Source organism: Pseudomonas sp. 37 R 15, from assembly GCF_900004865.1.
In the GTDB taxonomy this organism is placed as follows: domain Bacteria; phylum Pseudomonadota; class Gammaproteobacteria; order Pseudomonadales; family Pseudomonadaceae; genus Aquipseudomonas; species Aquipseudomonas fluorescens_AM.
Genome location: NZ_CVTV01000011.1, coordinates 1 through 14,623 on the forward strand (window position 1 = coordinate 1; position 14,623 = coordinate 14,623).

At 60.8% G+C, this 14,623-nt stretch carries 13 protein-coding genes; 8 read left to right on the forward strand and 5 right to left on the reverse strand.

Annotated features, from left to right (window positions below; genetic code table 11):
- The first annotated feature begins 90 nt into the window (after positions 1-90).
- Positions 91-1,266, forward strand: a complete 1,176-nt coding sequence (locus BFQ04_RS02595; RefSeq protein WP_065949219.1) for an integrase core domain-containing protein — start codon at positions 91-93, stop codon at positions 1,264-1,266.
- A gap of 334 nt (positions 1,267-1,600) precedes the next feature.
- Here the strand turns inward: BFQ04_RS02595 and BFQ04_RS02600 are convergent, their stop codons facing one another.
- Positions 1,601-2,794: a murein transglycosylase A gene (locus BFQ04_RS02600; RefSeq protein WP_065949457.1), complete on the reverse strand. Its 1,194-nt coding sequence runs from the start codon at positions 2,792-2,794 to the stop codon at positions 1,601-1,603.
- 127 nt (positions 2,795-2,921) lie between these two features.
- Here BFQ04_RS02600 and BFQ04_RS02605 point away from each other — a divergent pair, with 127 nt between their 5' ends.
- A complete protein-coding gene (locus BFQ04_RS02605) occupies positions 2,922-3,371 on the forward strand; it encodes a c-type cytochrome (RefSeq protein ID WP_065949458.1) in 450 nt (149 codons plus the stop codon).
- Between the two features lie 6 nt (positions 3,372-3,377).
- Here the strand turns inward: BFQ04_RS02605 and BFQ04_RS02610 are convergent, their stop codons facing one another.
- From BFQ04_RS02610 to BFQ04_RS02625, 4 genes are all read right to left on the reverse strand, one after another.
- On the reverse strand, positions 3,378-3,773 hold the full coding sequence (locus tag BFQ04_RS02610) for a DUF1090 domain-containing protein (RefSeq protein ID WP_065949459.1): 396 nt from the start codon (positions 3,771-3,773) through the stop codon (positions 3,378-3,380).
- Between the two features lie 40 nt (positions 3,774-3,813).
- On the reverse strand, positions 3,814-5,475 hold the full coding sequence (ligB, locus tag BFQ04_RS02615) for an NAD-dependent DNA ligase LigB (protein ID WP_065949460.1): 1,662 nt from the start codon (positions 5,473-5,475) through the stop codon (positions 3,814-3,816).
- A 271-nt stretch (positions 5,476-5,746) separates the two neighbouring features.
- Positions 5,747-6,937: a methionine adenosyltransferase gene (gene metK, locus BFQ04_RS02620; RefSeq protein ID WP_065892428.1), complete on the reverse strand. Its 1,191-nt coding sequence runs from the start codon at positions 6,935-6,937 to the stop codon at positions 5,747-5,749.
- A 19-nt stretch (positions 6,938-6,956) separates the two neighbouring features.
- On the reverse strand, positions 6,957-7,952 hold the full coding sequence (locus tag BFQ04_RS02625; protein ID WP_065949461.1) for an ArsR/SmtB family transcription factor: 996 nt from the start codon (positions 7,950-7,952) through the stop codon (positions 6,957-6,959).
- 259 nt (positions 7,953-8,211) lie between these two features.
- Between BFQ04_RS02625 and tkt the strand changes: the two genes are divergently transcribed.
- The 6 genes from tkt (at position 8,212) to fba (ending at position 14,571) form a co-directional block, all read left to right on the forward strand.
- Positions 8,212-10,209 (forward strand): transketolase, encoded by a 1,998-nt coding sequence (gene tkt / locus BFQ04_RS02630; protein ID WP_065949462.1) that lies wholly within the window; start codon positions 8,212-8,214, stop codon positions 10,207-10,209.
- Positions 10,210-10,347: 138 nt separating this feature from the next.
- Positions 10,348-11,403: an erythrose-4-phosphate dehydrogenase gene (gene epd / locus BFQ04_RS02635; RefSeq protein WP_065949463.1), complete on the forward strand. Its 1,056-nt coding sequence runs from the start codon at positions 10,348-10,350 to the stop codon at positions 11,401-11,403.
- A 17-nt stretch (positions 11,404-11,420) separates the two neighbouring features.
- Positions 11,421-12,584: a phosphoglycerate kinase gene (locus tag BFQ04_RS02640; protein ID WP_065949464.1), complete on the forward strand. Its 1,164-nt coding sequence runs from the start codon at positions 11,421-11,423 to the stop codon at positions 12,582-12,584.
- Positions 12,585-12,615: 31 nt separating this feature from the next.
- A complete protein-coding gene (locus tag BFQ04_RS02645; protein WP_065949465.1) occupies positions 12,616-12,843 on the forward strand; it encodes a hypothetical protein in 228 nt (75 codons plus the stop codon).
- Positions 12,844-12,903: 60 nt separating this feature from the next.
- Complete coding sequence (locus BFQ04_RS02650; RefSeq protein WP_065949466.1) at positions 12,904-13,236, forward strand: MliC family protein; 333 nt, start codon at positions 12,904-12,906, stop codon at positions 13,234-13,236.
- A 270-nt stretch (positions 13,237-13,506) separates the two neighbouring features.
- On the forward strand, positions 13,507-14,571 hold the full coding sequence (gene fba / locus BFQ04_RS02655; protein ID WP_003177554.1) for a class II fructose-bisphosphate aldolase: 1,065 nt from the start codon (positions 13,507-13,509) through the stop codon (positions 14,569-14,571).
- Positions 14,572-14,623 lie beyond the last annotated feature (52 nt).

A 14,623-nucleotide genomic window follows, 5' to 3' on the forward strand; every position in this document is an offset into this window, starting at 1 on the left:
GGTATGACTCACCCACATGGGTTACAAATCAGTTCACGCACATAGGTAACAGTTTTTAACTGGCAGGGTCGATTTCGCGAGGATCTGACCATGCCCTGGAAAGAGCTGAAACCTATGGACCTTAAAGTAATGTTCATTGCCGATTACCTGTCCCAGAAGCACAGCCTTAGCCAGCTGTGCCGGGACTATGAGGTCAGCCGCAAGACTGGGTATAAGTGGATCAGGCGTTACGAGGCAGAGGGCCCGAGTGGGCTTGATGAACGTAGCCGCTGCCGCCACAACCAAACCTACGTGGTGCCCTTGGCTGTGAAACAGGCAATCGTTGAATTTCGCTTAAGTGGCGAGACGATCCCCGGCCCGAAAAAGATTCAGAATAGCCTCATGCAGCGTTTCCCAGATCAGGATCCGCCCTCGAAGACGACCATTTACAACATTCTCAAGGCAGCTGATTTGATTACCCCCAAGCCATTGCGCCGACGGGTGGCTGTGTATCCCAAGCCTTTACGCAAGGCAGAAAATCCCAACCAGTTGTTCAGCGCTGATTACAAGGGCCAATACCTGACCGGAGCAGGGATTTGGTGTTATCCGCTGACGATCATGGATCATGCCAGCCGGTTTTTGCTGGCGTGCCAGAGCATGAGCAGCACCAATCTGAAGGAAACCCAGCAAACCTTCGAAAGGGTTTTTCGCGAATACGGCCTGCCAGAGCGTATTCGTACTGACAATGGGATACCGTTTGCCAGCACCAGTCGTGCAGGGCTGTCACAGCTGTCGATTTGGTGGATGAGACTTGGGATCATTCCTGAGAGGATCGAGCCAGGTCGCCCAGATCAGAATGGGCGGCATGAGCGCATGCACCGGACGCTGAAAAGTACATTACCTCACCCGTCGGCAATTGCGTGGGAAGCCCAGCAGCGACACTTTGATCGCTTCCTGCAGCACTACAATTACGAGCGTGGACATGAGGCGCTTGGCCAGAAAACGCCTGCTGCTTGCTATACGCCTTCAACTCGAATGTACCCAGAGACGCTACCGGAAATGATCTATGCGAGTCATATTGAGAGTTACCTGGCCGACAGTAGCGGAATCATCAATCGAGGAGGCATGCGGGTTTATGTTGGCAATCTACTTTGTCACCAGACCATCGGAATGGAGATGATCGGTGATGGGGTATGGAATGTAATCTTCGGTCCTGTGATCTTGGGCCATGTGAATGCGAGAGATGCAAAGAACGGTTATGTCTCAATCAAAGTGTCACCTATGTGAGTGCACTTTTTTGTAACCCATGTGGTTGACCCGTACACTTGCCCCACCACTCGGCACCTCGCCTAGGCTCGGTGTGCCCGAACGCAGGCTTGAATCCGTGGGCCGCCGCAATGGGCCATCCATGGCCCAGTGCGGCTAACCCGGCGTCCTGCCGGGTTACCCACGGATTCAAGCCTGCGTTCGGCCAGCGTGGTTTAACGGGGCGCCTGAGATCAAAAGCAGATCAAGATCAAGATCAAGATCAAGGGCGACTCGCTGCGCATCGTGGTTGCCGACTCGCTTCGCATCGTGGTTACGGTTGGGCGCTGCAGCGTTGTGTAGATACCTATGGCTGTCAGGTGCCAGCGGGTGCATCCGGCACGTGCGGCAGCGGCGTACCCTTGGGCCACAGCATCCAGATCTGTCCCTGTTGCTTCATGTTCCCCGCCAACTCGCCTGCTGCGTCGCCCGTGCCCCAGAACAGGTCTGCCCGCACTTCTCCGGTGATTGCGCCGCCGGTGTCCTGGGCTGCCACGGGCCTTGCGATCGGCGAGCCGTCGGGTTTGGTGGTGGACAACCACAACAAAGTCCCCAGCGGAATCACCTTGCGGTCCACCGCCACGCTGTATCCCGCCGTCAATGGCACATTCAGCGAGCCACGCGGCCCTTCATTGCTGTCGGGGCGGGCGCTGAAGAACACATAGCTGGGGTTGCTCGCCAGCAGTTGCGGGATGCGCTGCGGGTGTGCCTTGGCCCAGGCGCTGATCGCGCCCATGCTCACGTCTTCTTTTTTCAGCTCGCCTTGCTCGATCAGCCAGCGACCGATAGGGCGATAGGGATAACCGTTCTGGTCGCCATAACCCACACGCAGTTGACGCCCATCGGCCAGTTGAATACGCCCGGAGCCCTGAATCTGCAGGAACTGCAGGTCCATCGGGTCGGTCAGCCAGGCTATCGGCTTGGCGCTCGAGCCCTGGTCGTTGATGGTGCCGGCGTCGTCATACGGCTTGAGCACGCGGCCCTCCAGGCGACCGCGCAGGCGTTTGCCCTTGAGTTCCGGGTAGATTGATTCCAGGTTGACGATAATCAGGTCGTCCGGCACGCCATACACCGGCACATGCGCGGTGGCGGTTTCGGTGAGGCTGCCGGGGTAGACCGGCTCGTAGTAGCCGGTGATCAGGCCGTTCGGTGTGTTGTCGGCTGAACGCAGGCCAAATACATCGAGGCGCTCCTTGAGGAACCCGCGAACCGCCACTGCATTTCCCGGTACAGCGGCTGCGGCTGCACAGGTCGCACCCCAGACCGGGTCGGCCTTGAGGCGCTGGCAGGCACTGCGCCAGGATTCGAAGCCTGCCAGCAAATCGCTGTCGGAAACGGACGGCAGCGCCTCCCACGGAGCGCTCACATAAGTGGCGACGGCATGGGGTTGGGTGGCTTCTTCTTTGGCAGGCTCTTTGCCCGCGTCCTTGCCCACGTCGCAGCCGGCCAGCAGCGCGATCATCGGCAGAGCCCACGCCAGGCGGCTCCAGGGTTTCCAATTGACATTCATGCACGTAATTCCTGAAGCGATTGCCCGGGCTTTATCGCGTTGGGCAACCCTTATTATTAATAGGGCTATTGGTCTTTACGGACGAGGCGGGGATACTGACCGCCGTTTTCCGTGACCCTGAGCCTCCATGACTTTTAAACATATGACGGTTGTAGTGCTGGCCTGCCTGGCTTTGTCCGCCTGCGGCGGTGTTGACCCCAACTCGCCCCTGGGCCAGCGCAAGGCGATCTTCAAGCAGATGCTCAAGACCAGTGAAGACCTGGGCGGCATGTTGCGCGGGCGTATCCCTTTCGACGGCGGCCGGTTTGCCGACGGCGCGGTCAAGCTGGACGCGTTGGCCCATCAACCCTGGCAGCACTTCCCAAGCGTACGTGAAGAGGACCACACCAGTGCCAGGGACGAGGTGTGGCAAAAGCAGGCGCAATTCCAGCAACTGGCCCGCGACCTTGAGGCGGCCACCGGTGAATTGGTGATCGCAAGCCAGGTCCAGCCCTATAAGGCCGGCAGCCTTCAACCTGCGGTGCAGAAAGTCGAAGATGCCTGCAGCGCTTGCCATAAGCAGTTCCGGGACCATTGACCGGTTTTACTGGTCGAGTTCTTCCACCGCATCCTGCAACTCCTTGCGCGATTCGGCGAGCTTGTCCTTGCGCTTGTTGATCTTGTCCGCATCGCCTTTTTTCATGGCCTTGTCGAGGTCGGCCTGACGGCGGCTGACTTCGTGCTTGGCATCGAGCACCTTGTTTTCGCGCTCTTTCTTGAGCGATGCGTCAGTGCAGTTGGCGGTGACCTCGCTCAGGGCTTTTTCCAGGCCGGCCTGTTGGGCGCTGTTGCCATGAGCCTTGGCCTGTTCGATCTGGGTACTGATGGCTTGGCGCTTGGCAGCGCAGCCTGTCAGTTGGGGGGCTTCGTCGGCGGCCAACAGCGGCGTGGTCATGAAGCTTGCGGCTGTCAGTAACGCGAGAGGGGCAAGAAATTTCATATAAGGGCTCCAAGGTAGCAATCAGAGGGACGGGCCGGTTTCAAAAACCGTCTATGCCGGCTCCATGTAATATTTCAGCCAATGCCTGTACCTGCGGGTCGCGGAAAAAGGCGCTCAGTTGCGCTGCGCGTCCCGGGCCGATGCCATCAGAGGCCAGCCAGGCTTGGGTGTCTTTGGCGACCAGCGTATGCCAGTCGCCCTCCAGGTTGTTGCGCGCCGCGGGCGGCACCCCCAATGCTTTGAGCCATTGTGCAAAAGGCCGTTTGCGGGCGCTGTGAATACTGTCGAGCACCCGTTCACGGGTGCGTTCGCCGAAGCCATCAATGTTAGCAAGCTCTGCCGCATCCAGGGTTAACCAATCGAGAAAGCCTGCGATTAGACCCGCCTGGATCAATACGTTCCAGGTTTCACGGCCCATATGGGGCAAGGCCAGGCCCTGGTTGCCGCTCAGCCAGGTGAGGCGCGAGAGCAGTTGCTCCTCGCAGCCAGGGTCCAGTTGCCAACAGCTCAAGGCATGGAAGTCGCGAGCATCGGGTACTGGCACTTGCGCTCGGGTCTTGTTGCGCAGGACTACCTCATCGAGCCGGGGAATGACCTGGCCGGCCAGGCTGATGGACACCTGGTCGCCGGGACGGATGTCCAGGCTCTGCCAGTTTTTCAGCGAGCCTGCGCTGACCCGCTTGACTTGCCGATCATCCAGCCACACGGGGTCCAGTTCGAGAATCGGTGTGATACGCCCGGTACGCCCGATCCTGAACTGTACCTTGCGCACCAGCGCCAACGCCTTGGTCACCGGGTACTTCCAGGCCACGGCCCAGTAGGGTGCGCTGGCTTTCCAGCGTTTGGCGGGAGCGTGCGCCGCCTGGTGCAACACCACGCCATCGCTGGCGAACGGCAGTGGATAGTTGTACCAATGCATACGCCAACGGGTGGCATCGCTGATGCTGGCGATGGACTGGCTGTACCGCTGGCCGTCGGTAAACCCCCACCGCGCCAGCGTGGCCAGACGCTCGGTGAAGCTGGCCGGCCCCTCGGGCCAGGCCCACACGAACAGCCCGATCCCGCCTGCCTCGGTGTCGCTCAATTGCCGTCGGTTCATCAAGCCAGCCACTTTACTGCGCGCGTTGAGCCCGCCGTGTGCAGACTGTACGTGGCCGTCGAGGCGCCAGTAGAGCTCGCCTTGCAGTACGGCATCGACGGGCTCCGGCAGTTGCTGGACGATACCCGGGATTCTGCGCGCGGACGCTGACCAGTCGTGACCGAGCAGGCCGTCGCCGCGGCTGATGAGTTGGTGCAATTGGCCTTTGCGATACACCAGGGTCACGGCGACTCCGTCGACCTTGGGTTGAATCCATACGTCCTGTCGGGTGCTGAGCCAGTCACCTACCTCGGACGCGTCAAGCAGCTTCTCCAGGCCGGTATGCGCGACCGGGTGGCGGACTGTGCCACGAGCGCTCGCCAGCGGATTGTCAGCCTTGGGTGTGGGTTGCAGTGCACATTTGCGCCAATGGGCCAGGCGACGCCGGGCCTGGTCGTAGAGTTCATCGCTGATGGGGGATTGGCCCTGTCGGTAGTAGACGTCATCCCACTGGTTGACCTGCCTGGCCAACGTGTCGATTTGTGATCGGGCATCATCGGGGCAGTCTTCGGCCCAGGCCCAGCACGGTAGAAAGCTGATCAGAAAAACCATCAACAAGCGCATCGTGAGCATCCTTGCTCGGAAAGGGTGTTCAGCCTAAGTGATCCGCACGGCCACAAAAAAGCCCCGACCGAGCGGGGCTTTTTACCGGGTGTTTCTGCTTGCCTGAACAGGCTGCACAACGCGTCCGGCGCGTCGTTGTTATCAGTCTCGGCGCCCTGCTTTTACTGGCCCGCGTCGACTTCGGCCTCGGTTTCAACGATTTTGTTGCAACCTTTGAAAAAACCAAAGCCCCGCCGGGCGAACCCGGCGGGGCTTTGGCAGCCGCGAGCGATTACAGACCGGCAGCGGTCCGCAGGTCGTTGGCGCGGTCGGTTTTTTCCCAGGTAAAGGTGGTGAAGGTGTCGTCGCCAACAGTCTTCTGCGCAGGGGTACGACCAAAGTGGCCGTAGGCTGCGGTTTCCTTGTACATCGGGTGCAGCAGGTCGAGCATGGTGGTGATCGCGTAAGGGCGCAGGTCGAAAATCTCACGCACCAACTTGACGATCTTGTCATCGCTGATCTTGCCGGTACCGAAGGTATTCAGCGAGATCGAAGTAGGCTGGGCTACGCCAATGGCGTAGGACACCTGGATCTCGCAACGCTCGGCGAGGCCTGCGGCGACGATGTTCTTGGCCACGTAGCGACCGGCGTAAGCGGCGGAACGGTCAACCTTGGAAGGGTCTTTGCCCGAAAACGCACCGCCGCCGTGGCGGGCCATGCCGCCGTAGCTGTCGACGATGATCTTGCGACCGGTCAGGCCGCAGTCGCCCACCGGGCCACCGATGATGAACTGGCCGGTCGGGTTGATATGAAACTGGGTATCCTTGGTCAGCAGTTCGGCCGGCAGCACGTGCTTGACGATCAGCTCCATTACGCCTTCGCGCAGGTCTTTGTAGGACACGTCCGGGTTGTGCTGGGTGGACAGTACGACGGCGTCGATACCGACCACCTTGCCGCCGTCGTAGCGGCAGGTTACCTGGGATTTGGCATCCGGGCGCAGCCACGGCAGCAGCCCGGATTTGCGCGCTTCGGCCTGGCGCTGGACCAGCTGGTGGGAGAAGGTGATCGGCGCGGGCATCAGCACGTCGGTTTCGTTGCTGGCGTAGCCGAACATCAGGCCCTGATCGCCCGCGCCCTGATCTTCAGGCTTGGCGCGGTCGACGCCCTGGTTGATGTCGGGGGACTGCTTGCCGATGATGTTCATCACGCCGCAGGTCGCGCCGTCGAAGCCGACATCGGAGCTGGTGTAGCCGATGTCGGTGATCACGTCACGCACGATCTGTTCCAGGTCGACCCAGGCCGTGGTGGTGACTTCGCCGGCGATGATCGCCACGCCCGTTTTCACCAGAGTCTCGCACGCCACACGGGCGAACTTGTCTTCAGCAATGATGGCGTCCAGCACCGCGTCAGAAATCTGGTCGGCGATTTTGTCCGGATGCCCTTCAGACACGGACTCGGAGGTGAAAAGGGAGTATTCGCTCATCTCGATGTTTTCCTGATATTTACCGATGGTGAGTGTCGCCAGCCGGTCGCTGAAAATGGCGGACCTGAATCTGGAAACCATTACGTAAACCTACATAGAGGCTTTCCCCGGGAACGAGTCCCGCAGCGGTGGCCCAACGGGCCAGATCGTCCTGTTCAAAACCCAGCCAGAGATCACCGCAGGCCTCCTTGGCCCAATTCTGGTTGTGGCTGCATAAATCCGTCACCAGCAGGCTGCCGCCGGGGTGCAACAACCCGGCCATTTGCTTGAGCGCGTCAGCCGGGGCGGCGAAATGGTGCAAGACCATGTTCAGCACCACGCAATCGGCCTGCAGGTTGGTGTCACTCAGGGCGTCGGCCAGTTGCAGACTGACATTGGCCAACGCTTCGCGCTCACACAACTGGCGGGCCAGTTCGAGCATCGCCGGGCTGTTGTCCAGTGCCGTCACCTGCCCGAAGCGTCGTGCCAGATCCGGCAGAAAACCGCCGTCGCCAGGGCCCACTTCCAATGCCGTGGCCTTATCGCTGAAGCTCAGCTTGTCCAACAGCGCCAGCACGCTTTCGCGGTACTGGGGCAATCCGGCGATCAGGTCCTGCTGGGCGCGAAACTTGTCGGCGACCCGGGAGAAAAAGTCCTGGCTGGCGGCAGCGCGTTGCCCGTGCACCTGGGCGATCCGTGCTTGCACATCGTCGGGCAGGCCCAGGTTGTCGACTTCTTCGAGCAGCGCCGCGTGCAACTTGCCGCCGAGCAACTCGGTGTGGGGCAGGGCGCGGCGGTAAAAAATCGCATTGCCTTCGCGGCGGGTTGCCACCAGGTCGGCCTGGGCCAGTACCTTCAGATGATGGCTCATGCCGGACTGGCCGATAGCGAAGATCTGCGCCAGTTCCAGTACGCCGAACGAATCATTGGCCAGTGCGCGCAACACGTTCAAGCGCAACGGATCACCCGCAGCCTTGCAAAGGGCTGCCAGTTCATCGCCGTCGGCGGGAAGCAGGGAGGGCACGGGTAGGTTCATAAGGCCAGCAGTCTAGTGATGGGTGGTAATCGCTGCAAGGTCAATATCAAAAAGTTTTGATATTGATCGATAAGTGGCAGTTATAAGCACCCGCTATTGCCTTTAGACGAACCCGCACCGGAATTCTGCAGGGGATCGGCGCGCAAACCGCAGGAAAAACCTGCTCAAGTGACTATCTGTCATTGCCCGCAGGCGGTGGCTGAGGGAAAATGCCGGTCCTTTTTTCCGTTTCCTTATTCAAGCCCCCAGGAGATCAGCGATGCCCAGCCGTCGTGAGCGTGCCAACGCCATTCGTGCCCTCAGCATGGATGCCGTGCAAAAAGCCAACAGCGGCCATCCCGGTGCCCCGATGGGCATGGCGGATATCGCCGAGGTACTTTGGCGTGACTACCTGAAACACAACCCGAGCAACCCGTCGTTCGCCGACCGTGACCGCTTCGTGCTGTCCAACGGCCATGGCTCGATGCTGATCTATTCGCTGCTGCACCTGACCGGCTATGACGTCACCCTCGACGATCTGAAAAGCTTCCGTCAGCTGCACAGCCGCACCCCCGGCCACCCGGAATTCGGCTACACCCCAGGCGTCGAGACCACGACCGGTCCCCTGGGCCAGGGCCTGGCCAACGCTGTCGGCTTCGCGCTGGCGGAAAAAGTCCTGGGCGCGCAGTTCAACCGCCCTGGTCACGACATCGTCGACCACCACACCTACGTGTTCCTCGGTGATGGCTGCATGATGGAAGGCATTTCCCACGAAGTCGCCTCCCTGGCCGGCACGCTGGGCCTGGGCAAGCTGATCGCCTTCTACGATGACAACGGCATCTCCATCGACGGCGAAGTCGAAGGCTGGTTCACCGATGACACGCCAAAGCGTTTCGAAGCCTACAACTGGCAGGTGATCCGCAACGTCGACGGCCACGATCCTGAAGAAATCAAGACCGCCATCGACACCGCCCGCAAGAGCGCGCAGCCGACCCTGATCTGCTGCAAGACCACCATCGGTTTCGGTTCGCCGAACAAGCAAGGCAAGGAAGACTGCCACGGCGCCCCACTGGGTGACGCGGAAATCGCCCTGACCCGTGAAGCGCTGAAGTGGAACCACGGCCCGTTTGAAATCCCGGCCGACATCTACGCCGAGTGGGACGCCAAGGAAAAAGGCCTGGCCGCCGAAGCCGAGTGGGATCAGCGTTTCGCTGCCTACTCCGCCCAATTCCCTGAGCTTGCCAATGAACTGGTACGCCGCCTGGCCGGTGACCTGCCTGCCGATTTCTCGGAAAAAGCCTCGGCCTACATCGCCGAAGTCGCGGCCAAGGGCGAGACCATCGCCAGCCGTAAAGCCAGCCAGAACACCCTGAACGCCTTCGGCCCGCTGCTGCCTGAGTTCCTCGGCGGTTCGGCCGATCTGGCCGGTTCCAACCTGACCCTGTGGAAAGGTTGCAAAGGCGTGTCGGCTGAAGACGCCAGCGGCAACTACATGTACTACGGCGTGCGTGAGTTCGGCATGAGCGCCATCATGAACGGCGTATCCCTGCACGGTGGCCTGGTGCCGTACGGCGCAACCTTCCTGATGTTCATGGAATACGCGCGTAATGCCGTACGTATGGCTGCGCTGATGAAGAAGCGTGTGATCCATGTGTACACCCACGACTCCATCGGCCTGGGTGAAGACGGCCCGACGCACCAGCCGGTCGAGCAATTGACCAGCCTGCGCACCACGCCGAACCTGGATTGCTGGCGCCCCGCCGACGCGGTGGAATCCGCCGTCGCCTGGAAGCACGCCATCGAGCGCAAGGATGGCCCTTCGGCGCTGATCTTCTCGCGTCAGAACCTGCAGCACCAGGTGCGTACCGACGCGCAGATCGCCGACATCAGCCGTGGCGGCTACGTGCTCAAGGACTGCATCGGCGAGCCGGAGCTGATCCTGATCTCCACCGGTTCCGAAGTGGGCCTGACCGTCCAGGCGTACGACAAGCTGACCGCGCAAGGCCGCAACGTGCGCGTTGTGTCCATGCCATGCACCAGCGTGTTCGAAGCCCAGGACGCCGGCTACAAGCAATCGGTGCTGCCGTTGCAGGTCAGCGCGCGTATCGCCATCGAAGCGGCTCACGCTGACTACTGGTACAAGTACGTGGGCCTGGAAGGTCGCGTGATCGGCATGACCACCTACGGTGAGTCGGCGCCGGCGCCAGCGTTGTTCGAAGAGTTCGGTTTCACCCTGGAAAACATCCTGGGCCAGGCTGAAGAACTGCTGGAAGACTAAGTCAGTCTGCGTTGTCTGCCCTGGCGCCATCGCGGGCAAGCCCACTCCCACCTTTGGATTGCGGTCCAATGTGGGAGGGGGCTTGCCCGCGATGGCGTCAGAACATTCAACACCGAACTAACCTTGATCGAGAACCCCATGCCCCAACTGCGTCCCTACAAAGTTGCACTCAACGGCTACGGCCGCATTGGTCGTTGCGTCTTGCGTGCGCTGTTCGAGCGAGGGGCGGCGGCCGGGTTTGAAATTGTCGCGATCAACGATCTGGCCGACATGGCCAGCATCGAATACCTGACACGCTTTGACTCCACCCACGGCCGCTTCCCCGGCGAAGTGCGGGTCGATGGCGATTGTCTGCATATCAACGGCGACTGCGTAAAAGTCCTGCGCAGTGCCACCCCCGAGGGCATCGACTGGGCGGCGTTGGGCGTCGACCTGGTGTTGGAATGCTCCGGTGCCTACCACACCCGTGCCGATGGCCAGCGTTTTCTCGACGCTGGCGCACCGCGTGTGCTGTTTTCCCAGCCGATGGCCAGCGAGGCGGATGTGGACGCCACCATCGTCTACGGCATCAACCAGGATTGCCTGACCGGTGCTGAGCTGCTGGTGTCCAACGCCTCGTGCACCACCAACTGCAGCGTGCCGTTGTTGCGCCTGCTGGATCAGGCGATCGGCCTGGATTACGTGTCGATCACCACGATTCACTCGGCGATGAACGACCAGCCGGTAATCGACGCCTATCATCATGAAGACCTGCGCCGTACGCGTTCGGCATTTCAGTCGGTGATTCCGGTGTCCACCGGCCTGGCCCGCGGCATCGAGCGACTGTTGCCGGAACTTGCCGGACGAATCCAGGCCAAAGCCGTACGGGTGCCGACGGTGAATGTGTCTTGCCTGGATATCACCATGCAAACCGTCAGCGACACCGATGCGACAGAGGTCAACCGGATCCTGCGCGACGCCGCCAGCAGCGGCCCGCTCAAAGGCTTGCTGGCCTACACCGAATTGCCCCATGCCAGTTGCGATTTCAACCATGATCCGCATTCGGCGATTGTCGATGCCAGCCAGACCCGCGTTTCCGGCCCGAGGCTGGTGAACATACTGGCCTGGTTCGATAACGAATGGGGCTTTGCCAACCGAATGCTCGACGTTGCAGAACATTATCTGCAAGTGGCCTCCAAACAACCTCAACAGTAACTCAGGAACTGCGACCCATGACCGTGTTGAAGATGACCGACCTCGATCTGCAAGGTAAGCGCGTACTGATTCGCGAAGACCTCAACGTCCCAGTCAAGGACGGTGTTGTCACCAGCGATGCGCGAATCCTGGCCTCGCTGCCGACCATCAAGCTGGCCCTGGAAAAAGGCGCGGCCGTGATGGTCTGCTCCCACCTGGGCCGCCCGACCGAAGGTGAATTTTCCGCCGAAAACAGCCTCAAGCCGGTCGCCGAGTACCTGAGCAAGGCCCTGGGCCGTGACGTGCCGTTGGTCGCAGATTACCTGGGTGGCGTGGACGTGAAAGCTGGCGACATCGTGCTGTTTGAAAACGTGCGCTTCAACAAGGGCGAGAAAAAGAACAGCGACGAACTGGCCCAGCAGTACGCAGCCTTGTGCGACGTGTTCGTGATGGACGCTTTCGGCACCGCCCACCGCGCCGAAGGCTCGACCCACGGCGTGGCCAAGTTCGCCAAGGTCGCCGCGGCCGGCCCGCTGCTGGCCGCTGAGCTGGACGCGTTGGGCAAGGCCCTGGGCGCTCCGGCGCAACCGATGGCCGCCATCGTCGCGGGTTCCAAGGTCTCCACCAAGTTGGACGTGCTCAACAGCCTCAGCCAGATCTGCAACCAGTTGATCGTCGGCGGCGGCATTGCCAACACCTTCCTGGCTGCAGCGGGTCACCCGGTGGGCAAGTCGCTGTACGAGCCGGACCTGCTGGACACCGCCCGTGCCATCGCCGCCAAAGTCAGCGTGCCGCTGCCGGTGGACGTGGTGGTCGCCAAGGAATTCGCTGAAAGCGCTGAGGCGACCGTCAAGCTGATCGCTGACGTGGCCGACGACGACATGATCCTGGACATCGGCCCGCAAACCGCAGCCAACTTCGCTGAACTGTTGAAAGCCTCCCAGACCATCCTGTGGAATGGCCCGGTCGGCGTATTCGAGTTCGATCAGTTTGGCAACGGTACCAAGGTGCTGGCCAAAGCCATCGCGCAAAGCTCCGCATTTTCCATCGCCGGCGGCGGCGATACCCTGGCGGCCATCGATAAATATGGCGTTGCTGAGCAGATCTCCTACATTTCTACCGGTGGCGGCGCGTTCCTCGAGTTCGTCGAGGGCAAGGTACTGCCGGCCGTGGAAGTGCTGGAAACCCGGGCCAAGGGTTAAGGCGCGCGTGATCAGGAAAAGGAGCGTTCCCATGGTCAAGTCGTTGGCACTGGTGATCGCAGCGGGCCTGTTGGCCGGCTGCGGCAGCACGCCAAGTGCGGCGCCGGAGGCGGATAAGGCCTCGGCACCGCTTAAAAAAAGCTGCTACCAGGCTGACTGGCAAGCCGAGACCATGCCGGTGATCAACAAGCGCATCGGCAACGAACGGCTGGAGAAATACGACTCCGCGCCCAACGGTCAGGAACAGGGTTGCCCTTAACGGGTCTGATCCACTAACCCACAGCAATGGTGGCCCCAGGTCGCCCTGCGAGGATTGGCAATGAAAGGCGTTTTCGCCCTGGTAACCCTGGCGCTGTTGGCCGGTTGCAGCAGCATGAGCATGTTCGACAAGGCAGAGCCTGCCGACACGTGGACCACCTGGACCTGCGACAGCAAGGCCGAGGTCAACTGGCGCTTTGCCAATGCGGCCCGTTCCGAAGTGGATGTACGCCTTGGCGGTTCGGATCAGGTCTACCGCCTCAAGCAGGACGTGGCGGCATCGGGCGTGCTGTACAGCGATGGCCAACTGGCCTTTCACACCAAGGGTGAGGAAGGCCTGGTGTACTGGGTGGCCACGGATGACCTGATTGGGCGCGGCTGCAAGGCCAACTGAGATCTGTCATGAGATGAGATCCAAATGTGGGAGGGGGCTTGCCCCCGATTGCGGTGTGTCAGTCAGCACTTGGGCGTCAGGCTGACCGCTATCGGGAGCAAGCCCCCTCCCACATTGATTCGGTTTCAACTTGGAATTTGAGTCGGCTACACCAGCAATAACGATTCAGCAGCACAAGGCTCAACCCCTTGATCTGCAATAACTTGAATAGCAGCCGCCGCTACGGCAGGCTTGCACGATTAACGACCCTCGACCGGGAGAGACAACACAATGGCACTTATCAGCATGCGTCAAATGCTGGACCACGCAGCCGAGTTCGGCTACGGCGTTCCAGCCTTTAACGTCAACAACCTTGAGCAGATGCGCGCCATCATGGAAGCCGCTGACAAGACCGACTCCCCCGTGATCGTCCAGGCTTCGGCCGGTGCCCGCAAATACGCTGGCGCGCCGTTCCTGCGCCACCTGATCCTTGCCGCCATCGAAGAATTCCCGCACATCCCGGTGTGCATGCACCAGGACCACGGCACCAGCCCTGACGTGTGCCAGCGCTCCATCCAACTGGGCTTCAGCTCGGTGATGATGGACGGCTCCCTGGGTGAAGACGGCAAGACCCCAACCGATTACGAGTACAACGTACGCGTGACCCAGCAAACCGTGGCCATGGCTCACGCCTGCGGCGTGTCGGTTGAAGGCGAACTGGGCTGCCTGGGCTCCCTGGAAACCGGCATGGCCGGTGAAGAAGACGGCATCGGCGCCGAAGGCGTGCTGGATCACAGCCAGATGCTGACCGACCCGGAAGAAGCGGCCGACTTCGTCAAGAAGACCCAGGTCGACGCCCTGGCCATCGCCATCGGCACCAGCCACGGCGCCTACAAGTTCACCAAGCCGCCTACCGGCGACGTGTTGGCGATTGATCGCATCAAGGAAATTCACAAACGCATCCCCAACACCCACCTGGTGATGCACGGCTCTTCCTCGGTACCGCAAGAGTGGCTGGCGATCATCAACCAGTACGGCGGCGACATCAAGGAAACCTACGGCGTACCGGTTGAAGAAATCGTCGAAGGCATCAAGTACGGCGTGCGCAAGGTCAACATCGACACCGACCTGCGCCTGGCCTCCACCGGTGCGATGCGTCGCCTGATGGCCACCAACCCGAGCGAATTTGACCCGCGTAAATTCTTCGGTGCCACCGTGACCGCCATGCGTGACGTATGTATTGCTCGCTACGAAGCGTTCGGTACTGCCGGTAATGCTTCGAAGATCAAACCGATCTCGTTGGAAGCGATGTACCAGCGGTATTTGAAAGGTGAGTTGAACGCCAAGGTCAACTGAGCCTCAGGCGTTTAAAAAGAAGCCCGCAGCGATGCGGGCTTTTTTTTGCCTT

Excerpts from the sequence above, each read along its gene's own strand:
- BFQ04_RS02595 (WP_065949219.1), top strand. The coding sequence starts at position 91 with ATGCCCTGGAAAGAGCTGAAACCTATGGACCTTAAAGTAATGTTCATT.
- BFQ04_RS02600 (WP_065949457.1), bottom strand. The coding sequence starts at position 2,794 with ATGAATGTCAATTGGAAACCCTGGAGCCGCCTGGCGTGGGCTCTGCCG.
- BFQ04_RS02605 (WP_065949458.1), top strand. The coding sequence starts at position 2,922 with ATGACTTTTAAACATATGACGGTTGTAGTGCTGGCCTGCCTGGCTTTG.
- BFQ04_RS02610 (WP_065949459.1), bottom strand. The coding sequence starts at position 3,773 with ATGAAATTTCTTGCCCCTCTCGCGTTACTGACAGCCGCAAGCTTCATG.
- ligB (WP_065949460.1), bottom strand. The coding sequence starts at position 5,475 with ATGCGCTTGTTGATGGTTTTTCTGATCAGCTTTCTACCGTGCTGGGCC.
- metK (WP_065892428.1), bottom strand. The coding sequence starts at position 6,937 with ATGAGCGAATACTCCCTTTTCACCTCCGAGTCCGTGTCTGAAGGGCAT.
- BFQ04_RS02625 (WP_065949461.1), bottom strand. The coding sequence starts at position 7,952 with ATGAACCTACCCGTGCCCTCCCTGCTTCCCGCCGACGGCGATGAACTG.
- tkt (WP_065949462.1), top strand. The coding sequence starts at position 8,212 with ATGCCCAGCCGTCGTGAGCGTGCCAACGCCATTCGTGCCCTCAGCATG.
- epd (WP_065949463.1), top strand. The coding sequence starts at position 10,348 with ATGCCCCAACTGCGTCCCTACAAAGTTGCACTCAACGGCTACGGCCGC.
- BFQ04_RS02640 (WP_065949464.1), top strand. The coding sequence starts at position 11,421 with ATGACCGTGTTGAAGATGACCGACCTCGATCTGCAAGGTAAGCGCGTA.
- BFQ04_RS02645 (WP_065949465.1), top strand. The coding sequence starts at position 12,616 with ATGGTCAAGTCGTTGGCACTGGTGATCGCAGCGGGCCTGTTGGCCGGC.
- BFQ04_RS02650 (WP_065949466.1), top strand. The coding sequence starts at position 12,904 with ATGAAAGGCGTTTTCGCCCTGGTAACCCTGGCGCTGTTGGCCGGTTGC.
- fba (WP_003177554.1), top strand. The coding sequence starts at position 13,507 with ATGGCACTTATCAGCATGCGTCAAATGCTGGACCACGCAGCCGAGTTC.